Annotated in this window: 13 protein-coding genes; 10 read left to right on the plus strand and 3 right to left on the minus strand. The window is 67.0% G+C overall.

From position 1 onward, the window contains the following. Positions 1-9 precede the first annotated feature (9 nt). On the minus strand, positions 10-942 hold the full coding sequence (locus ROA7023_RS02155; RefSeq protein WP_085877339.1) for a TRAP transporter small permease subunit: 933 nt from the start codon (positions 940-942) through the stop codon (positions 10-12). 119 nt (positions 943-1,061) lie between these two features. Further along, positions 1,062-2,144, minus strand: a complete 1,083-nt coding sequence (locus ROA7023_RS02160; RefSeq protein WP_085877340.1) for a TRAP transporter substrate-binding protein — start codon at positions 2,142-2,144, stop codon at positions 1,062-1,064. 257 nt (positions 2,145-2,401) lie between these two features. On the opposite strand from ROA7023_RS02160, the gene ROA7023_RS02165 reads away from it, so the two are divergent. Genes ROA7023_RS02165 through ROA7023_RS02175 form a run of 3 tightly spaced genes read left to right on the plus strand, consistent with a single transcriptional unit; the run spans position 2,402 to position 5,898 of the window. Beyond that, positions 2,402-3,799 carry a cache domain-containing protein gene (locus ROA7023_RS02165; RefSeq protein ID WP_085877341.1) on the plus strand — a complete coding sequence of 466 codons (1,398 nt, stop codon included), beginning with the start codon at positions 2,402-2,404 and terminating at the stop codon, positions 3,797-3,799. Beyond that, on the plus strand, positions 3,796-4,428 hold the full coding sequence (locus ROA7023_RS02170; RefSeq protein ID WP_085877342.1) for a response regulator transcription factor: 633 nt from the start codon (positions 3,796-3,798) through the stop codon (positions 4,426-4,428). Before ROA7023_RS02165 ends, ROA7023_RS02170 begins: the two co-directional genes overlap by 4 nt. A 45-nt stretch (positions 4,429-4,473) precedes the next feature. Then, positions 4,474-5,898, plus strand: coding sequence for an HD-GYP domain-containing protein (locus tag ROA7023_RS02175; RefSeq protein WP_085877343.1), 1,425 nt, complete (start codon positions 4,474-4,476; stop codon positions 5,896-5,898). A 667-nt stretch (positions 5,899-6,565) separates the two neighbouring features. Here ROA7023_RS02175 and ROA7023_RS02180 read toward each other — a convergent pair. Next, positions 6,566-8,314, minus strand: coding sequence for a calcium-binding protein (locus tag ROA7023_RS02180; RefSeq protein WP_085877344.1), 1,749 nt, complete (start codon positions 8,312-8,314; stop codon positions 6,566-6,568). A 551-nt stretch (positions 8,315-8,865) separates the two neighbouring features. Between ROA7023_RS02180 and ROA7023_RS02185 the strand changes: the two genes are divergently transcribed. The 7 genes from ROA7023_RS02185 to ROA7023_RS02215 all read left to right on the plus strand — a co-directional run bounded on the left by ROA7023_RS02185 (position 8,866) and on the right by ROA7023_RS02215 (position 16,675). Next, entirely contained in the window at positions 8,866-10,620 is a 1,755-nt protein-coding gene (locus tag ROA7023_RS02185; RefSeq protein WP_085877345.1) for an acetolactate synthase 3 large subunit, read from the plus strand. 77 nt (positions 10,621-10,697) lie between these two features. Next, positions 10,698-11,261 (plus strand): acetolactate synthase small subunit, encoded by a 564-nt coding sequence (gene ilvN / locus ROA7023_RS02190; protein WP_085877346.1) that lies wholly within the window; start codon positions 10,698-10,700, stop codon positions 11,259-11,261. A gap of 187 nt (positions 11,262-11,448) precedes the next feature. Beyond that, a complete protein-coding gene (locus ROA7023_RS02195) occupies positions 11,449-12,387 on the plus strand; it encodes a nucleoside hydrolase (RefSeq protein ID WP_085877347.1) in 939 nt (312 codons plus the stop codon). A 44-nt stretch (positions 12,388-12,431) separates the two neighbouring features. After that, complete coding sequence (locus tag ROA7023_RS02200) at positions 12,432-12,878, plus strand: GNAT family N-acetyltransferase (protein ID WP_085877348.1); 447 nt, start codon at positions 12,432-12,434, stop codon at positions 12,876-12,878. An 89-nt stretch (positions 12,879-12,967) separates the two neighbouring features. Then, positions 12,968-14,365 (plus strand): protein adenylyltransferase SelO, encoded by a 1,398-nt coding sequence (locus tag ROA7023_RS02205; protein WP_085877349.1) that lies wholly within the window; start codon positions 12,968-12,970, stop codon positions 14,363-14,365. Positions 14,366-14,436: 71 nt separating this feature from the next. Continuing rightward, complete coding sequence (locus tag ROA7023_RS02210; RefSeq protein ID WP_085877350.1) at positions 14,437-15,672, plus strand: acyl-CoA dehydrogenase; 1,236 nt, start codon at positions 14,437-14,439, stop codon at positions 15,670-15,672. Positions 15,673-15,730: 58 nt separating this feature from the next. Then, positions 15,731-16,675, plus strand: a complete 945-nt coding sequence (locus tag ROA7023_RS02215; protein WP_085877351.1) for a hypothetical protein — start codon at positions 15,731-15,733, stop codon at positions 16,673-16,675. Positions 16,676-16,771 lie beyond the last annotated feature (96 nt).

Genomic DNA, 16,771 nt, shown 5'->3' on the forward strand with positions numbered 1-16,771 from the left:
CCGGGGTCTTTAATGGGTGCCTTCGTAGGCTTCTTCACCCTCGCCGAGCGAGTCGCGGTCGAGGTATTTGCCATAGCTCTCCGGTCCTTCTCGCCACTCGAGGAACGAGCGGTAGAAGAAGGCGACCGCCTGCAGCATCACCATCAGCGTGAAGGCGCAAAGCAGGACCTTGAAGAGGAAGTAGGCGTTGAATCCGTTCGGGCTGAAGCCGATGGTTTCGACGTTCCAGCGCACGGCGCGGGCCTTGGTCAGCAGCCGGTCCAGCGTGTCCGAGGCCGACGGGTTCGGCGTGATCAGGTGCCGCCAGAGAAAATACCAGCCGTAGAGCCAGGTGATGATGGCGGCGGGCAGCATGAAGAACAGGCTGCCGAACATGTCGATCACCCGCTTGGTGCGCTCCGACACCGCCGAATAGATCAGGTCCACCCGCACGTGGCCGCCCTGAACGAAGGTATAGGTGGCGCAGAGGCAGACGATCATCGCGTTGTAGAGCTTCAGCTCTTCGGACCACCACGAGACGTCCTTGGAGAACGCGGCCCCCAGCCCGAGGCTGATCTCGGACACAGCGAAGACGCGCTGCATGAAGATGATCAGGATCTGTTGCAGCACCAGCAACAGGCCGGCCCAGGCGAAGAAGCGCCCGACGCCGTTGGCGAAGCCCTCTAGCACCCGGGTCACGCCCCACATGAACGGGGGCCGCAGGACCCCCGCCACGGTGACGGCCAGGAACAGGAAGAGGACCGCGAAGGCGAGCTCGGTCGAGCCGCCGTAATAGACGAAGCGCATCAGCGCTTCCTTGTCCTCGGTGGTGTTCGCCCAGCTGAGCCAATCAAGCCATTGGCCCATGTTCAGCAAGGCGCGGACGATGTTGTAGGGCGCCTCGATCAGATGCGCGAAAAACCAGCCCAAGGCGTTGCCGCCCCATGCGTCGACCAGTCCCATGGTCTCCCCCCGTCATTGCGTGACGTCGCCGCCCATGTCCGGCCGCCCGGACCCGATCGGCAAGTGCGCACGGGGCCCCGCGAAGGAGGCCCCGGCAATCTTATCGCATCGGTCGGGCCTCAGCCCATGATGCGGTCACGCTGGGCGCGATAGGTGCCCTCGGATTCGGTGATCCAGTTGGACGAGGAACGCATGGAGGTCATCGCGCTTTCGCGGATGCGGTCATAGAGATCGTCCCCGGCATAGCTGTCCATCGTTTCCTGCGCGGCCACGCCCATCGCATCCCAGACGCTGTCGGGGAAGGTCAGGACCTGCACGCCACCGGACTGAAGACGGGCCAGCGCGGCACCGTTCTCGGCCAGGAACTGGCTGAGATTGTACTGGTGCGCCTCGCCTGCGGCGATTTCACAGATCCGCTGCTGTGCGGGGGTGAAGCTGTCGAACACATCGCGGTTGAAGGCGAGCGACAGGCCCGCGCCCGGCTCGTGCATGCCGGCGGTGTAGTAGAACTTGGTGATCTCCTGGAAGCCGGCCTTCTCGTCCGCCCAGGGGCCGATCCACTCGGTCCCGTCGATCGCTCCGGAGGCAAGCGCCTGGTAGACTTCGGCGCCGGGCAGGTTCTGGACCGATGCGCCCATGCGGCCGAGGGCCTCGCCGCCAAGGCCCGGCATCCGGAACCGAAGGCCCTGGAAGTCCTCGGGACCGGTGATCTCCTTGGCGAACCAGCCGCCGGACTGCGCACCGGTGTTGCCGCCCAGGAACGACTTGAGGCCGAAGATCTCGCCCAGCTCGTCATGCAGCTCGTGGCCGCCGTCCTGGTAGTACCAGTTGGCCAGTTCCTGCGCGGTCATGCCGAAGGGCACGGCGGTGAAGAACGCGTAGCCCGGATGCTGACCCACGAAATAATAATCGGCCCCGTGGTACATGTCGGCCTGGCCCGAGGTCACGGCGTCGAACACCTCGAAAGCGCCGACAAGCTCGCCCGCGGCCTTGAGGTCGACGGTCAGCTGGCCGTCGGTCATCGCGGTGATGGTGTCGGCGCAGCGCTGGGCCGCGTCATGCACACCGGCAAGGCCACGGCCCCAGGTGGTCACGAGCGTGAGCGTCCGGTTGCCCTGGGCATAGGCCGGCGCGGCCAGCGTCGAGGCGGCCGCTGCGGTGCCGCCGATGGCACCTTTGGTCAGGAATGAGCGACGATCCATGGTTGTCCTCCCGTTTTTTGTTGACGTGCCTGACCTCTCCCGTGGCGCAGGCGGATCGTTTGAAGTGGCGGCACGTTAGCGCCGCCCGCACACCCACGCCATACCCATCACTGCGTAGAGCCGCGGCGCCCGGGGGCCGGTGCGCCCGAAAAACAGGCGCATCCGGTGCGGGCCGGCATTGCGCCGGCAAGGTGACTGAGGGGCCGGCGCGGCTACTGGATCTTTGATTCACCGGTGATTCGCCCTATCGATTCTCAATGGCCTTCAAGCGTCTCTCCTACGGGCAGAAGCTCTTCATCCTGGCGACGGTCCCGTTGCTGCTGTCGGTGGCGCTGATCAGCGTGCTGGTGGAGCGTCAGAGCCGTGCGCTCGCCCAGCGCGAGATCGCGGCGCTGGAGGCGCAGATCATGCAGGCCAAGCGCCAGGAGCTGACCAATTACATGTCGCTGGCGCGCACGGCCTTCGTCAATGACTACGGCCGCGCCGGGCCCGAGGACGACCTGGCCAAGCTGGAGGTCACCCGGATCCTCGCCGCGATGATCTATGGGCAGGACGGGTATTTCTTCGTCTTCGACTACGGCGGCACCAACCTCGTCGCCCCGCGCCAGACCACGCTGATCGGGCGCAACTGGACCGGGCTGCGCGATATCGACGGGGTGCCGATCACCGACGAGCTGATCCGCCTGGCCCGGTCGGGCGGCGGCTTTCACGAGTTTCAATGGCCCAAGCCCTCGACCGGAGAGACCGCGCCGATGCTGGTCTACGTCAACGGGTTGCAGGACTGGAAATGGGCGATCGGCACCGGCATCTTCCTGGACGAGGTACAGGACACGATCGCCGCCGCCCGCGCCGAGGTCGAGGCCCGCATCCAGCGCACCACGCTCTATATCCTGGCCATCGCGATCGGCGCCTTGCTGGTCGTATTCGGCACCGGGCTGGTCCTCAACATCCGCGAGCGCTGGCTGGCCGACGCCAAGCTGAAGGAGCTGACCCAGCGGATCATCGACACCCAGGAGGAGGAACGCGGCCGCGTCGCCCGCGAGCTGCACGATTCGATCAGCCAGATCCTCGTGTCGGTGCGCTATGCGCTCGAACTCGCGCGCCGACGCCTGTCCCTCGGCGATGCCCGCGCGAGCGACAGCCTCGACAAGGGCATCGACGCCCTGGGCGGCGCGATCCAGGAGGTCCGCCGCATCAGCCGCGACCTGCGCCCCGGCGTGCTCGACGACCTCGGCCTGGGCCCTGCGCTGCAGACGCTGACAGAGGAATTCACCGCCCGCACGGGGATCACCGTCGATTTCGAGACCGTGGTGTTCCGCAACCGCCTGGACGAGGATGCGCGGATCGCGCTTTACCGGATCGCCCAAGAGGCGTTGACCAACATCGAGCGCCATTCCGGCGCCACCCACGCCACCATGAGCCTCAAGGGCAACCGCATGGGCGGCCTGCTGCGGATCGCAGACAACGGCCGCGGCCTGCCCAAGGACGTGGAGACCGCCCGCGGCCTCGGCCTGCGCAACATGGCCGAGCGGGTCGAGCATCTGGGCGGAACCTTTCGCCTGTCCGCCGCCCATCCGGGCACCCTGATCGAGGCGCAGGTGCCGCTGTCGCACCTGCTCACCCCCGAAGACACCGGCAAGAAGGAGACTGCATGATGATCCGGGTCGCGATCGTGGACGACCATCCGATGGTCGCCGAAGGCATCCAGTCCATCCTGGAGACCTATGACGACATAGAGATCGTCGCCTCCCTGCGCGGCGGCCAGGAAGCGGTCGACCAGGTGGAGGCGCTGGCCCCCGATGTCATGCTGCTCGACCTCAACATGCCCGGGCTGGGCGGGCTTTCGGCCACCGAGATCATCCTCGAGCGGCGCCCGGGCACCCGCATCCTGATCCTGTCGATGCACGACAGCCCGGAATACATCTCGACGGCGTTGCGGCACGGGGCGCGGGGCTACGTCCTCAAGGACGTGCCCGTGGAGGAGATCCGGACCGCGATCGACGCGGTGATGGCGGGCGAGCAATACCTCTGCACCGGGGCGCGCACATCGCTCCGGCCGATGACGGCGGACGGACGCGAGCCGCTGACGGGCCGCGAACAGACGATCCTTTTGCAGCTGGCGCAGGGCAAGTCGAACAAGGAGGTGGCGCTGGCTCTCGACATCTCGGTGCGCACGGTCGAGACCCATCGCAAGAATATCCGCCGCAAGCTGGGGATTTCCTCGACGGCCGGCCTCACCCGCTATGCCCTGGAACATGGCGTGCTGCAGGGCACCGGACGCTAGGCTGCGCTCAATACTCCGGTAAGTTTTCTGCGCTAGGACTGGGCCATGACATGTGAGCCCACTTCAGCCCTGCACGACCGACGGAGCCTTTTTGACGTCCGGCGCGTCAGTGATCCGCCGCGCCTTGCCCTTGGCGAACTGATCGGCTCGCTGAGTTTCGCACTCGACATGACCGAGGGCCAGCCACCGGGGCATTCCGTGCGCTGCTGCTGGATCGGCACCCGGATCGGCCGCGCATTGGGGATGTCGTCGCAGGCCTATGACGATCTCTACTATGCGCTCCTGCTCAAGGATCTGGGGTGCAGCAGCAATGCCGCCCGGATCTGTGCGCTCTACCTGACCGACGACCTCCGGTTCAAACACGACTTCAAGGTGCTCGACGACAGCCTCATGTCCGTGCTGCGCTTCGTGATCACCCGCACAGGGGCCGGCGCGGGCCTGTCGGAGCGTCTGCGCGCCACCGTCAACGCCCTGCGCCAGGGCAGCAAGATAAGCCGCGAGTTGTTCGAGACCCGGTGCCACCGCGGCGCCGACATCGCCGCCCGGATGCGGTTTCCGGCCGGCGTGCAGGACGCGATCCGCAACCTTGACGAGCACTGGAACGGGCGCGGTCAGCCGTGCAGGATTTCGGGCAACGAGATTCCGCGCATCGCCAACATCGCCCTGCTTGCGCAGGTCGTGGATGTCTTCCACACCGAAGGTGGTCCCGACGCGGCCATGGCCGAGGCCACGCGCCGGGCGGGCAGCTGGTTCGACCCGCAGCTGGTGGCGACCCTGTGGAAGGTCTCCCGCAATCCCGGGTTCTGGCAGGCACTGCGCGATCCCGAGCTTGAAACAAGGGTCTTCGCGCTCGACCCCCGCCGGGACGGCACCCCGGTGGACGAGGATTATCTCGACGACATCGCCGAGGCCTTCGCCGATGTGGTCGATGCAAAGTCTCCCTTCACCGCCGACCATTCCAAGCGCGTGATGTTCTATGCCGACATGATCGCCGAAGAGCTTGGCCTGGAGTCGGATCACAGGCGATGGCTGCGCCGGGCGGCCCTGCTGCACGATGTGGGCAAGCTGGCGGTCAGCAACCAGATCCTCGACAAGTCCGACAAACCCGATGCCGAGGAATGGCAAGTCATCCGCAGCCACCCGACCCACAGCCGCGCCATCCTCGAGCGCATTGCGGCCTTCCGTGACATCGCCCCCGTTGCCGGCGCCCACCACGAACGGCTTGATGGCGCGGGGTATCCGCTGGGGCTGGACGCCGCGTCGCTGTGCCTGGAGGTGCGCATCCTCACCGTGGCGGACGTGTTCGACGCGCTCTCGGCCGCACGTCCCTACCGCGCCGCCCTGCCCCTCGACACCGTGCACGAGATCATGGGCCGGAACGCCCGCAGCGCCTTCGACCCGCTCTGTCTCGAAGCGCTGAAGACCGGCCTGTCCCGGCTCGGGACGGCCGTGGCGCAATCTGCCGCCTGAGATTGCGCCCCCAACCATGGGACGGTGGGCGGGGCGCCTTTGCCCGTCCCGCAGGGGAGGGGCAAACAGCGTCGTCCACCGCTCCCGGCGCCTTACCGGCTTGCCCGACAACGCCACCCGCGCCTCTTGCTAGGGCCGACCTCAGCGCCCCGATCCAGCATGCAGAAAACGACGGTGCGACCGACGTCCGTCAGTTCTGGCCTCCTCGCATCCCGAACCGCCCCGACACAGGCTGGATCGAAAGCTCTCGCCTCATGGCCCGAGAGCCGCTTGGGCCGGTGCCGCGCCAGGCCGACGGCACACCCCCGGATCGGGCGCAGTCAGCCCGACGCGCACCCCCTCGACAAGGGACAAACAGCGGTGCGCCTTGCCATGACGTCCCTCTCCCACTTGATGAATGTCGCACATATCATCAGCGATCCTGCCGGCCTCCTCTCACCCGTTGCGGGCCGAAAGGGGCAACAGCGCAGGGCTCGGGCGATCAAGCTCCGCGGGCGGGGTCCGCCGAAGGATGCCGACGCGGCCGCCTTCGACCGCAGCATAAGCGGCAAAGATGCCGGACTTGGAGCCATCATCATGCCGACTCCGCGCCGCGCGGCCGGTCGTCAGATGCGAAAAGGGGCCCGGACATCGCCCGGACCCCTTTCCAAGGTCTCGGCAATGGATCCTAGAAGATCGAGAAATCCGCGTCCTCGAGATCCTCGATATCAGTGTTTTCCAGCCGGATCGTGACTTCGCCCGCCTGGATCACAGCGACGCTGTCCTCCTGGCTCAGGAAGAGGTCGTCGAAGCTGTCGACCCCGTCGATCCCCTCGATCTGGATGCTGTCTTCACCGTTGCCGAAATCGGTCACGGTATCCGTCCCGCCGTCGGCGCCGAAAGCGAACACGTCATTGCCCCCATCCCCTTCGAGCTGGTCGTCGTCAATCCCGCCGTCGATGAAATCGTCGCCCGAGCCGCCGTAGATCTCGTCATTGTCATCCTCGCCGTAGATGATGTCGTTGCCCGCATTGCCGCGCATCACGTCATCGCCGTTGGACAGCTGCTTGTCGCCCGCGTCGTCGGGCACGTTCAGCGCGTCGGGCAGATCCGGCGAGAGGCCGCCGTACATGATGTCGTCACCCGATCCCCCCTTGAGATCGTCCGACCCCTCGCCGCCGATGATCGTGTCATTGCCCGCGTTGCCGCTGATCACGTCGTCGTCGAAGCCGCCGTCGATGTAATCGTCGCCGGTTCCGCCCGCGACGCTGTCGTTGTCGTCGCCGGTAAAGACCGTGTCGTTGCCCGCGCCGGCCGCGACCTCGTCCTCGTCGTCCCGGCGGTCGTCATCGCCCTCGAACAGCCCCTCATAGGGCAGGTTCGGGGTGCCCGAGATATCTGGCACCACCCCGAAGCCGGACTGCACGTTGCCGGAGGTGTCGATGTAGTCGTTCCCGGTGTCGCCCCGCACGAAATCGCTGCCGTCGCCGCCATAGACGGTGTCGTCGCCGTCGCCCGCGCCGATCTCGTCATCGCCGCTGCCGCCGTCGAGCAGGTCGTTGCCCTCGCCGCCGGTCAGCATGTCGGCCCCCGCGCCGCCATAGACGATGTCGTCCCCGTCCTGGCCGAAAAGCTCGTCGCCGCGTTCGCCGCCGAAGACATAATCGTTGCCGGCCCCGCCCTTGATCACGTCGCTGAACCCGCCGCCATAGATCTCGTCTTCGCCCGCGTTGCCCGACAGATCGTCGCGTCCCTGACCGCCCAGGATGACGTCGTTGCCGTCGCCACCCGAGATCACGTCCTTGCGCGCGCCCCCGTCCAGGAAGTCATCGCCGCCGGCGCCCCGGATCTCGTCGTCGTTCTCGCCGCCATAGACGGTGTCGTCGCCCTCGCCGGCGAAGATGCTGTCATGGCCGAAACCGCCGTGCACCTCGTCGTTGCCCGCCCCCGCATCGACCTTGTCGCTGCCGCGCCCCGCGTCGATCTCGTCGTCGCCATCGCCGCCATAGATCTCGTCATCGCCCGCGCCGGCCAGGATCCGGTCGTCCCCGTCGCCGGTGGAAATCGTGTCGAACCCGTCGAAGGCCTCGATGTAATCGGCCTCTTCGCCGGTGGCGATGTCGTCCTTCTGGGCAGAGCCGAAGGTCGCGGCCATCTCGCCGTCCTCCGTCTCGTAGAAGACCACGCCGCCGTTCGACGTGGCGGCGGCGTCGAGCCCGCCCGAGACGAGCGCCGTGGCGGCCAGTTCGGCCTGCGGCTCGTACTCGGTCCCGTCGTCGCCGAAGAATCCGACGTTCACCGGGCCGGCGATGCCGTCGTTCTCGCCGAACGAGGCCACGAGCCATGTTCCGTTGTTCATCTGAGCGGTGACCGGCGCGGCGCCGGCGAATGCCTCGAGTAGATCGTCCAGGATGGCCTGGATAGCAGCAGGCAGCATGTTCTTCCCCCATTTGGAAATACCACGGCGCCGCCCTCCACAGGAGCGCCCTCACCCGGACAGTTATTGTCGAATTTGTGGCAAGAGCCGAACAAATCTTCGCAATCGCCCTGATGCCGGTGACATTCCCGGGGGAAGCCCATGGATTGTTTCCGAAATCCGCAGCCGGGCACACGCGCAGGGCGAACCCGCCGCCTGCGCACCGTCGGGCGGAGGGCGCCGACTCGGCCGTGCGAGCCGCCCTGAGAGTTGGATCGTGAAAGATAGTTACGAAAAAGGACGGCCCGGCGACATTTTCTCCGCAAGGCTGGTTGACCTTGCCGGGGCGAGGTTGCATAAGCCGATCTGCACGAAGGAGCCAAGGCATGTCCCGTATTCTGGTACTCGTAGGATCGAAGCGCATGGGCCGGTAAGCCGGACACCCTGAACGGTCCCCATGCGCCCCCGACACCCTCGGGGGCTTTTTTGTGCGCAACAGCAGGACCGCGCGACAGGCGCGGACAACAAGACGGCGTGAAACACGTAAGATACGTGAGACAACGGAGACAAAGATGACGCGTCAGATGACCGGAGCGAAGATGGTGGTTCAGGCCCTGAGGGATCAGGGCGTGGACGTTGTATTCGGCTATCCCGGCGGCGCCGTGCTACCGATCTATGACGAGATCTTTCAGCAGAACGACATCCGCCACATCCTTGTTCGGCACGAACAGGGCGCCGTCCACGCGGCCGAGGGCTATGCCCGCTCGACCGGCAAACCGGGGGTCGCGCTGGTGACCTCCGGACCGGGGGCGACCAACGCGGTCACGGGGCTGACGGACGCGCTGCTCGATTCGATCCCGATCATCGTTCTGACCGGCCAGGTGCCGACCTTCATGATCGGCTCGGACGCCTTCCAGGAGGCCGACACCGTCGGCATCACCCGGGCCTGCACCAAGCACAACTGGCTGGTGAAAGACACCGACCGGCTGTCCGGCACGATCCACGAGGCGTTCCACGTCGCCAAGTCCGGCCGTCCCGGCCCGGTCCTGGTCGACATTCCCAAGGACGTGCAATTCGCCACCGGTGCCTATACCGGCCCGCTCAAGGGCCCGCGCAGCCATTACGCGCCGCAGCTCAAGGGCAATATCGACACGATTACCGAACTGGTCGCCGCGATGGAGACCGCCAAACGCCCGGTGTTCTACACCGGCGGCGGGGTCATCAACTCCGGCCCGGCGGCAAGCCAGCTGCTGCGCGAACTGGTGGAGGCCACGGGCTTTCCGATCACCTCGACCCTGATGGGTCTGGGCGCCTACCCCGCGTCGGGCGAAAAGTGGCTTGGGATGCTGGGGATGCACGGCCTCTACCAGGCCAACATGGCGATGCATGACTGCGACCTGATGATCAACATCGGGGCGCGGTTCGACGACCGGATCACCGGCCGCATCGACGCCTTCTCGCCCGACTCGCGCAAGGCCCATATCGACATCGACCCGTCCTCGATCAACAAGGTCATCCGCGTGGACATGCCGATCGTCGGCGACGTGGCCCATGTGCTCGAGGACATGCTGAACGTCTGGAAATCGCGGGGCCGCAAGACCCACCGCGAGGGCCTCGCGTCCTGGTGGCAGAAGATCGACGGCTGGCGGGCGATCAATTGCCTGTCCTACAAGCAGGAAGGCAAGGTCATCAAACCGCAGTACGCGGTCGAGCGGCTCGAGGCGCTGACCAAGGACCGCGACCGCTACATCTGCACCGAGGTCGGGCAGCATCAGATGTGGGCGGCCCAGTACATCGGCTTCGAATCGCCCAACCGCTGGATGACCTCCGGCGGGCTGGGGACAATGGGCTATGGCCACCCCGCGTCGATCGGCGTGCAGATGGCCCATCCCGACGCGCTGGTCATCAACGTGGCGGGCGAGGCGTCGTGGCTGATGAACATGCAGGAGATGGGCACGGCCGTGCAATACCGCCTGCCGGTCAAGCAGTTCATCCTCAACAACGAGCGGCTCGGCATGGTGCGCCAGTGGCAGGAACTGCTGCACGGCGAACGCTATTCCCAGAGCTGGTCCGAGGCCCTGCCCGATTTCGTCAAGCTCGCCGAAGCCTTCGGGGCCAAGGGCATCCTGTGTTCGGATGCCGACGACCTGGACGACGCGATCATGGAGATGATCAACCATGACGGGCCGGTGATCTTCGACTGCCTGGTCGAGAAGCACGAGAACTGCTTCCCGATGATCCCCTCGGGCAAGGCGCATAACGAGATGCTGCTGGGCGGGTCCGAAACCCAGGGCGCGATCGACCAGAAGGGCTCCGTGCTCGTCTGACCGGCCGCGATACAATGAAAAGGCGGCCGGACACCGGCCCGGCCGCCCCTTTCCCCTGTTAGGAAGAAGTCGACTCCATGTCTCCGCTGAAGATCAAGAAAGGCTCCACGAGCCATTCCGCCTACAACCTCCGCGCCAATTATTCCGACGTCGAGGAGTGGCATACGCTGGCCGTCCTGGTCGAGAACGAGCCCGGCGTCCTCGCCCGGGTGATCGGCCTGTTTTCGGGCCGGGGCTACAATATCGAAAGCCTGACCGTGGCCGAGGTTGACCACCTGGGCCACCTCAGCCGCATCACGATCGTGACAGTCGGCACGCCGCAGGTGATCGAGCAGATCAAGGCGCAGCTTGGCCGGATCGTGCCGGTGCACAAGGTGCACGACCTGACGGCCGAGGGCCGCGCGGTCGAGCGCGAGCTGGCGCTGTTCAAGGTCGCGGGCAAGGGTGACGCCCGTATCGAGGCCCTGCGCCTGGCCGAGATCTTTCGCGCCAACGTGGTCGATTCGACACTCGGCAGCTTCGTTTTCGAGATCACCGGCACGCCGGAGAAGATCGACGCCTTCGCCGAGTTGATGCAGCCGCTCGGCCTGGTCGAGGTCGCGCGGACCGGCGTCGCCGCGCTGGGACGCGGCGCGGAATAGGAAGCTGCCGCGCTGGGACGCGGCGCGGAATAGGAAGCCGCCGCGCTGGGACGCGGCGCGGAATAGGAAGCCGCCGCGCTGGGACGCGGCGCGGACTGGAAAACTGTCGTGGCGGCAAGTCGGATGTGATCTGGACCCTGTCGGCCCAAGCTGATTTGTTGAGCCCAAGAGTCAGGAAGGCCGCGGAATGCCAAGAAAGATCATCATCGACACCGACCCCGGACAGGACGACGCGGTCGCCATCCTTATGGCGCTGGCCTCGCCCGAGGATCTGGAGGTGCTGGGTATTACGGCGGTGGCCGGCAACGTGCCCCTGGAGCTGACCGAGCGCAACGCGCGGATCGTCTGCGAGCTGGCGGGCAAGCCCGGGACGCCCGTCTATGCCGGCTGCGACCGGCCGATGAAGCGCAAGCTGGTCACGGCGGAGCATGTCCACGGCAAGACCGGCCTCGACGGCCCCGATCTGCCAGTGCCGACGATGCCGCTGCAACAGGCCCACGCGGTCGATTTCCTCATCGAGACCCTGCGCGAGGCCCCCTCCGGCACGGTGACGCTCTGTGCGCTCGGGCCGCTGACGAATATTGCCACCGCCTTCACCCGGGCCCCCGAGATCGTGGAGCGCGTGCAGGAGATCGTGCTCATGGGCGGGGCCTATTTCGAAGTGGGCAACATCACCCCCGCAGCCGAGTTCAACATCTACGTCGACCCCGAAGCCGCTGATATCGTTTTCAGATCCGGAATACCGCTGGCCGTCATGCCGCTGGACGTCACGCACAAGGCGCTGACCACCGCGCCGCGCATCGACGCCTTTCGCGCGATGGGCACGAAGGTGGGCAACAACGTGGCCGCATGGGCCGATTTCTTCGAGCGTTTCGACGTCGAGAAATACGGCTCCAACGGGGCGCCGCTGCACGACCCCTGCGTCATCGCCTACCTGATCGAGCCGGGCATTTTCGAGGGCCGGCACATCAACGTCCAGATCGAGACCCTGTCGGAGCTGACCCTTGGGATGACCGTCGCCGATTGGTGGCGCGTCACCGACCATGCGCCCAATGCCATGTTCTTCGGCGACCTCGACGCGGACCGCTTCTATTCCCTTCTCATCGACCGCATTTCGCGGCTCTGACACCGGATCGGTCCCGCGCGGCGCGGCGACCCCCACGGAGGCCCATGACAGCGATCAGGCTCTGCTCTCCCGAAGATGCCGGCAGCGTGCTGCCCCTCGTGGCCCGGTTCCACGAGGAATACGGCCTCGACACCACCGAAGAGCATCGCGAGATGGCGCTGACCCCGTTGCTCGAAGGCTCACCGCTGGGGGCGGTCTGGATCTTCGGCCCCGCCCGGGCGCCGGTGGGCTACATGGTGGTGACGTTTTCGTGGTCGCTGGCGATGGGCGGCATGGATGCCTACCTCGACGAGATCTACATCCGACCCTCCGTGCGCGGCCGGGGCATCGCGTCCGAGGCGCTGCACGCGGTCGGCAAGGCGCTGCGCGAGGGCAACGTCCGCGCCCTGCACCTGGAGGTCGACCGCTCCGCTCCCGCCACCCAGCGCCTGTTCGAGAAGGCCGGGTTCCGCCTGCGCGACCGCTTTGGCCTCATGGGCATGACGCTCTGATCCCCGGATTTCGGGGACAGGCGGCTTTCGCGGCCCCGCGGGCAGCCGGAACCCTTGGGTTGCGGGCCAGGACGCCCTAAGTTCGAGGCATGAGCATCGCAATCCCCTTCGACAACAGCTACGCCCGGATGCCGGCGCGTCTGTTCACCGCAATCGACCCGACGCCGGTCCCGCGCCCCAAGTTGATCGCCTTCAACGAGACGCTCGCCACCGATCTGGGCATCGAGACCGGCAGCCTCGACGCCGAGGATCTGGCCGGGCTCTTTTCCGGCAACCGGATCCCGCAAGGCGCGGCGCCCCTCGCCCAGGTCTATGCCGGGCACCAGTTCGGCAACTGGAACCCGCAGCTTGGCGACGGCCGCGCGATCCTGCTGGGCGAGGTCGCGGGCACATGCGGCCGGTTCGACATCCAGCTCAAGGGCTCCGGCCCCACGCCCTATTCGCGGATGGGCGACGGCCGCGCCTGGCTCGGCCCGGTGCTGCGCGAATACGTCATGAGCGAGGCCATGCATGCGCTCGGCGTGCCCACGACCCGTGCGCTGGCCGCGGTCAGCACCGGAGAGACGGTCCTGCGCGAGGCGCCCCTGCCCGGCGCGATCCTGACCCGCGTGGCGCAGAGCCATATCCGCGTGGGCACCTTCCAGTTCTTCGCCGCCCACGGAGACACCGACGCGCTGCAGGCCCTCGTGGATCACGTGATCGCGCGGCACTATCCTGAAATCGAGAGCATCCCGCAGCTGCTGGAAACCGTGATGGAGCGGCAGGCGCGGCTGATCGCGCAATGGATGTCCTTCGGCTTCATCCACGGGGTGATGAACACCGACAACATGACCGTCTCGGGCGAGACCATCGACTATGGCCCCTGCGCCTTCATGGATGCCTATCACCCCGACACGGTGTTCTCCTCGATCGACCAATACGGGCGCTATGCCTATTCCAACCAGCCCCACGTCGGCGTCTGGAACATCGCGCAATTCGCGACCGCGCTCATTCCGCTGATGGCGGACCGCGACCGTGCCATCGAGGACTTCACCGAGATCGTGAACCGGTTCCCGGCGCTCTTCGAGGCGGCCCGCACAGCGCGGTTCGCCGCCAAGCTCGGGCTGCCCGGGCTGGAGGATCCAGCGATCGTCGAGGATCTGCTGGCCCTGATGGCCGAAGATGGCGCGGATTTCACCAATGTCTTCCGGAATCTGCCCGAGGCGCGGGACGAGTTCGTCAATCGCGAAGGCTTCGATGCCTGGGCCCGCCGCTGGCAGGCGCTTGGCCCCGACACGGCGCTGGCGGCCCGGCACAATCCGCAGGTCATCCCTCGGCTGCACCTGATCGAGGCCGCGATCCAGGCCGGGGTCGCGGGCGATTTCGCCCCGTTCGAGCGGCTGCTGGCGGTCATGACCCGCCCGTTCAAGGCCCCGCCCGACGCCGAGGGCTTCACCCGGCCGCCCAGCGCGGCCGAACGCGTGCCTCGGACCTTCTGCGGCACGTGACATCGGGCCCGCCGCGCGGCCTTTCGAAACGTCCGGACGCACGGTAGGATCGTGCCAAAGGAGCTTGCGCCATGACCCTCGATCACACCGCCCCCGCCCAGACCTCCGCCGCCGGCCACGGGCCCGGCCTGTCCGCCTTCGACTGGACCGATCCGCTCGGGCTGGAGGCGCAGCTGACCGAGGAAGAACGGATGCTGCGCGACGCGGCCCATGGCTTCGCCCAGCGGGTACTGCAACCGCGCATCATCGCCGCCCACCGGGACGCGACCGTCGCTGCGGAGGTCTTTGCCGAGATGGGGGCCGAGGGCCTTCTGGGCCTGACGATCCCCGAGGAATACGGCGGGCTTGGCGCGGGCTATGTCACCTACGGCCTCGTCGCGCGCGAGATCGAGCGGGTCGATTCGGGCTATCGGTCGATGATGTCGGTGCAGTCGAGCCTGGTGATGTATCCGATCCACGCCTACGGCTCGGAGGAGCAGCGCCAGAGATACCTGCCGAAGCTGGCCGCAGGCGAGCTGATCGGCTGTTTCGGCCTGACCGAGCCCGATGCCGGCTCTGATCCCGGGGGGATGAAGACCCGCGCCGTCAAGACCGCCAATGGCTACCGGCTGACCGGGTCCAAGACCTGGATTTCGAACGCGCCGATCGCGGATGTCTTCGTGGTCTGGGCCAAGTCCGAGGCCCACGGCGGCAAGATCCGGGGCTTCATCCTCGAAAAGGGGATGACCGGCCTCTCGGCACCCAAGATCGACGGCAAGCTGTCGCTGCGGGCCTCGGTCACCGGCGAGATCGTGATGGACAGCGTCGAGGTCGGCGAAGAGGCGCTGTTGCCCGGGGTCGAGGGGCTCAAGGGGCCGTTCGGCTGCCTGAACCGGGCGCGCTACGGGATTGCCTGGGGCGTCATGGGCGCGGCGGAATTCTGCTGGCACGCGGCCCGGCAATACGGGCTCGACCGGCACCAATTCGGCCGGCCGCTGGCGCAGACCCAGCTGTTCCAGAAGAAACTGGCCGACATGCAGACCGAGATCGCGCTCGGCCTCGGCGGGGCGCTGACGCTGGGGCGGATGATGGAGGCGGGAACGGCGAGTCCGGAAACAATCTCTCTCATGAAGCGGAACAATTGCGGCAAGGCGCTGGACGCGGCCCGCGCCGCCCGCGACATGCACGGCGGCAACGGAATAAGCGAGGAATATCAGGTGATGCGCCACATGCTGAACCTCGAGACGGTGAACACCTACGAGGGCACCCACGACGTGCACGCGCTGATCCTCGGCCGTGCACAGACCGGCTTGCAAGCGTTCTTCTGAAAGGTCACAAAAAAGGGGGCCGCGCCGGACGGCAGGGCACGACACGGGAGTACCGACCATGGCTGAACCGGGCAGCGGTGTTCACACCGACCTCAGCGACCTCGGGGGCGACGCGTGGCGCCACGCTTTTTTCGCGGCCGGGCGCGATGGCGGTTTTCACGAGCCTCTGGGCCCATATCACGACGCGGTCTGCGTGGTCGGCGGCGACAGCCTGGTGGTGACCTTCGAGGTCGACAGCCGGATCGAGGATGTCGCCACCGACAATGCGCCGCGCGGCTGGATCATGGCCCGCGACGAGGGCTGGTCCACGCTGACGCTGCTCAGCCGTGGCGAGACCTGGTACCGCGACAGCGCGGTATACGATTTCTTCGACCGGATGACCGATGGCGGGTTCTTCGAAGAGTTCGAACGGGTTCTGTTCTATGGCGCGGGCTCGGCGGGCTATGCCGCCGCGGCCTTTTCCGTGGCGGCGCCGGGGTCGCGGGTGGTGGCGCTGCGGCCGCAGGCCACGCTGGATGCGCGGACGGCGGGCTGGGATCCGCGCTACCGGGCGCATCGGCGCGTGTCCTTCGAGGATCGCTATGGCTATGCGCCGGACATGCTGGAGGCCGCCGACGCGGGCTATGTGCTCTATGATCCGGCCGAGGACGAGGACGCGATGCATGCGGCCCTGTTCCGCAAGCCCAACGTGACCCGCCTGCCCTGCCCGCAGCTGGGCTGGAACCTCGACCGAAACCTGCACGGCATGGATATCCTGGCACCGATGATGCGGCACGCCATGGCCGGCGACCTGACCGAGGCGCGTTTCTGGGCGCTGATGCGGGCCCGCCGGACCCACGCGCCCTACCTGCGCAGCCTGCTGACGCGGCTGGAGGATTCCGGGCGGCTGGAGCTGGCCAAGCGCGTCTGCCGCCATGCGATCACCAAGACGCCCCGGCCGCATTTCCGCAAGCGCCTGGCCGCGCTGGAAGACCGCGAAGCCGCCTGGACCGCCGCCCAGTGACGATTGGCCAGTGACGATTGGCCGGTGGCGGACAGCCCAGTGACGGGTGGCCCATCGCCGGAGGCACGCCGACGGTCACCATGTTCGCAGGCAGCC

It is taken from the genome of Roseisalinus antarcticus (assembly GCF_900172355.1).
Taxonomy (GTDB): Bacteria; Pseudomonadota; Alphaproteobacteria; order Rhodobacterales; family Rhodobacteraceae; genus Oceanicola; species Oceanicola antarcticus_A.

Coding starts and splice junctions, on each gene's coding strand:
- ROA7023_RS02160 (WP_085877340.1), bottom strand. CDS start 2,144: ATGGATCGTCGCTCATTCCTGACCAAAGGTGCCATCGGCGGCACCGCA.
- ROA7023_RS02165 (WP_085877341.1), top strand. CDS start 2,402: ATGGCCTTCAAGCGTCTCTCCTACGGGCAGAAGCTCTTCATCCTGGCG.
- ilvN (WP_085877346.1), top strand. CDS start 10,698: ATGTCTCCGCTGAAGATCAAGAAAGGCTCCACGAGCCATTCCGCCTAC.
- ROA7023_RS02155 (WP_085877339.1), bottom strand. CDS start 942: ATGGGACTGGTCGACGCATGGGGCGGCAACGCCTTGGGCTGGTTTTTC.
- ROA7023_RS02210 (WP_085877350.1), top strand. CDS start 14,437: ATGACCCTCGATCACACCGCCCCCGCCCAGACCTCCGCCGCCGGCCAC.
- ROA7023_RS02205 (WP_085877349.1), top strand. CDS start 12,968: ATGAGCATCGCAATCCCCTTCGACAACAGCTACGCCCGGATGCCGGCG.
- ROA7023_RS02200 (WP_085877348.1), top strand. CDS start 12,432: ATGACAGCGATCAGGCTCTGCTCTCCCGAAGATGCCGGCAGCGTGCTG.
- ROA7023_RS02215 (WP_085877351.1), top strand. CDS start 15,731: ATGGCTGAACCGGGCAGCGGTGTTCACACCGACCTCAGCGACCTCGGG.
- ROA7023_RS02185 (WP_085877345.1), top strand. CDS start 8,866: ATGACGCGTCAGATGACCGGAGCGAAGATGGTGGTTCAGGCCCTGAGG.
- ROA7023_RS02195 (WP_085877347.1), top strand. CDS start 11,449: ATGCCAAGAAAGATCATCATCGACACCGACCCCGGACAGGACGACGCG.
- ROA7023_RS02170 (WP_085877342.1), top strand. CDS start 3,796: ATGATGATCCGGGTCGCGATCGTGGACGACCATCCGATGGTCGCCGAA.
- ROA7023_RS02180 (WP_085877344.1), bottom strand. CDS start 8,314: ATGCTGCCTGCTGCTATCCAGGCCATCCTGGACGATCTACTCGAGGCA.
- ROA7023_RS02175 (WP_085877343.1), top strand. CDS start 4,474: ATGACATGTGAGCCCACTTCAGCCCTGCACGACCGACGGAGCCTTTTT.